This window comes from Oerskovia sp. NPDC056781 (genome assembly GCF_042789955.1).
In the GTDB taxonomy this organism is placed as follows: domain Bacteria; phylum Actinomycetota; class Actinomycetes; order Actinomycetales; family Cellulomonadaceae; genus Oerskovia; species Oerskovia rustica.
Genome location: NZ_JBHUAD010000372.1, coordinates 1 through 2,121, shown reverse-complemented (window position 1 = coordinate 2,121; position 2,121 = coordinate 1). Strand labels below are relative to the sequence as shown.

The following is a 2,121-nucleotide window of genomic DNA, read 5'->3' as shown; positions in this document are numbered from 1 at the left end:
CACGACCAGCATGGCGCCGGTCCAGGTGAAGAACTTGGTCTACCTCGCGCACACGGGTCTACCTCGGCCGCTGCTCGTGGCCCGTCACCAGTCCGCCGGCATCCGCACCGGGTCTTCCGGGCTCACTCGCGACGCCCGGAGCCCGGGCACCGCGAGCAGCGCCGCGACCAGCTCCTCGCTGCCCCCGAGATCGGTGGCCACGGTGTCCAGCTCGGTGCACACGAACCACGACCGGTCGTCGGGCCACCACAGCGTCGGCGACTGGTCGAGCGACGCGAACGCCGCCGCCTGCGCGAGCGGACCGTGCCACAGGTGGTAGCCGCGGTGCGGGAGCTCGAGCATCGGTGCGGCGGGCCGCTCGACCTGACGTGCCGCACGGAGGGCGTGCGCCGCGGCCTGCGCCCGCGCCTGGGCGAGCGCGAACGACGATCCCGGCGCGTCCCCCTCGCCCACGTCGTCGATCGCGTACGTCAGCGCGGCGAACGACGTCGAGTCCTCGGGCCGCGTCCCGTGGTCGTACAGCCACCCGTATCCGGTCCAGAGCGCGAAGTGGCACTCCTGGCCACCCGTGAACGGTGCGAGCGCCTCGAGGAGCAGGTCCATCTGCTCAGGGCCGGACCCGCCGTGCCCCAGGTAGAGCGACCCCATGGCCTCGTCCTCGTCGGACCACGCGGGTGCGTCCGGGATGCGCGCGTAGGCCGCGAAGCCCGACGGGACGCACCCTCCGACCGTCCCCGGATCACCCAGCCGTGGCCCGATCCAGCCACCGGCCGACGCGTCGTCGTCCCACGCGACCCCACCGCGAGGCGGGGGAAGGTCGGGGAGGTGAGCGGCGTCGTCGGGCATGAGGCGAACGTAGCCGCGGCGATGCCGCCCGGCCACCGGTCGCGCGCGCCGGTACGCTCCCCGCATGACCCCGCCCGACGACGCCGCTCCCCCCGGTCCCCCGGCCGCCGGGCCGGACGTGGCCCACCTCGACGTCGCCGGGTGCGAACGCGTGCTGCGACGCAACGGCCTGCCATTGCTGATCGAGGACCACTCGGCGCGGCGCGACGTGTTCGGGCGGTCGGCGCCGTTCCTCGTGGTCGTGCTGCTGCTCGAGCTCGCCGGGGCGCTCGACGAGGGGTGGCCCTGGTGGGGCAACCTGCTCGCGGTCGCGGGCGGGGCGGTCCTCCTCGCCGTGGCATACGCAGGGCTCAACGCGCTGCGCGGACGGCACTGGTCGACGCTGCCGCAGGACGTCGGTGGGCCCGAGCTCGCGTTCTTCGTGCTCGTGCCCGCCGTCCTGCCCGCGGTGTTCGGGGGCGAGTGGCGGGCTGCGCTCGTCACGGCCGGCGGGAACCTGATGCTGCTGGGGCTCGTGTGGGTCGTGGTCGCGTACGGCCTGGGCTCGTCGCTGTGGTGGGGGCTCGCGCGCATCGCGGACGAGCTCGGGGCGTCCCTGATGCGGCTCGTCCGACTCCTGCCGCTGCTCATGGTCTTCTCTCTGGTGCTGTTCTACAACGCCGAGGTGTGGCAGGTCTTCAGCCGGACCGGCGGGGCCGCGGGCGTGATCCTCGGGACGTTCTTCGCGCTGCTCGTCGTGCTGTTCGTGGGGCTGCGGCTGCCGACCGAGGCACGCGGAGCGCTGCGCACGGCGGCGGAGGGGGTGCCGGGGGCCGCGGACCTGCCGCCCCTGACCCGCAGCCAACGCTTCAACGTGGCCGCGATGATCGGTGTCTCGCAGCTCCTGCAGGTGCTCGTCGTCAGCGCCGGGATGGGGATCTTCTTCGTCGCGCTCGGGACGCTGACGGTGACGCCCGAGGTCATGGACCTGTGGGGCATCGACGGGCAACGCGTGCTCCTGACGTTCGACCTGTCCGGGACGACGCTCGTGGTCACCCAGACGCTGGTACGGGTGTCGGTGGCGATCGCCACGTTCACCGGTCTGTACTACGCGATCTCGGTCCAGGTCGACGCGGTGTACCGCGAGGAGTTCGTCGAGGGGATCGGGGAGCAGCTGCGGGAGGTGCTCGCGACGCGGGTGCGATACGTGGGGCTGCTGGCGGCCGAGGCCACTGCCGCAGCCTGAGCGCCGAGGTAGACCCGTGTGCGCGAGGTAGAACTCCGGGAGGTCTACCT

Annotated in this window: 2 protein-coding genes; one reads left to right on the top strand and one right to left on the bottom strand. The window is 73.2% G+C overall.

What is annotated here, in order from left to right; genetic code table 11:
- Positions 1 to 84 precede the first annotated feature (84 nt).
- Positions 85 to 846, bottom strand: a complete 762-nt coding sequence (locus ACFRCR_RS18465; protein WP_377679638.1) for a hypothetical protein — start codon at positions 844 to 846, stop codon at positions 85 to 87.
- Positions 847 to 910: 64 nt separating this feature from the next.
- Between ACFRCR_RS18465 and ACFRCR_RS18460 the strand changes: the two genes are divergently transcribed.
- Positions 911 to 2,071, top strand: a complete 1,161-nt coding sequence (locus ACFRCR_RS18460) for a hypothetical protein (RefSeq protein WP_377679637.1) — start codon at positions 911 to 913, stop codon at positions 2,069 to 2,071.
- The last annotated feature ends 50 nt before the right edge of the window (positions 2,072 to 2,121 follow it).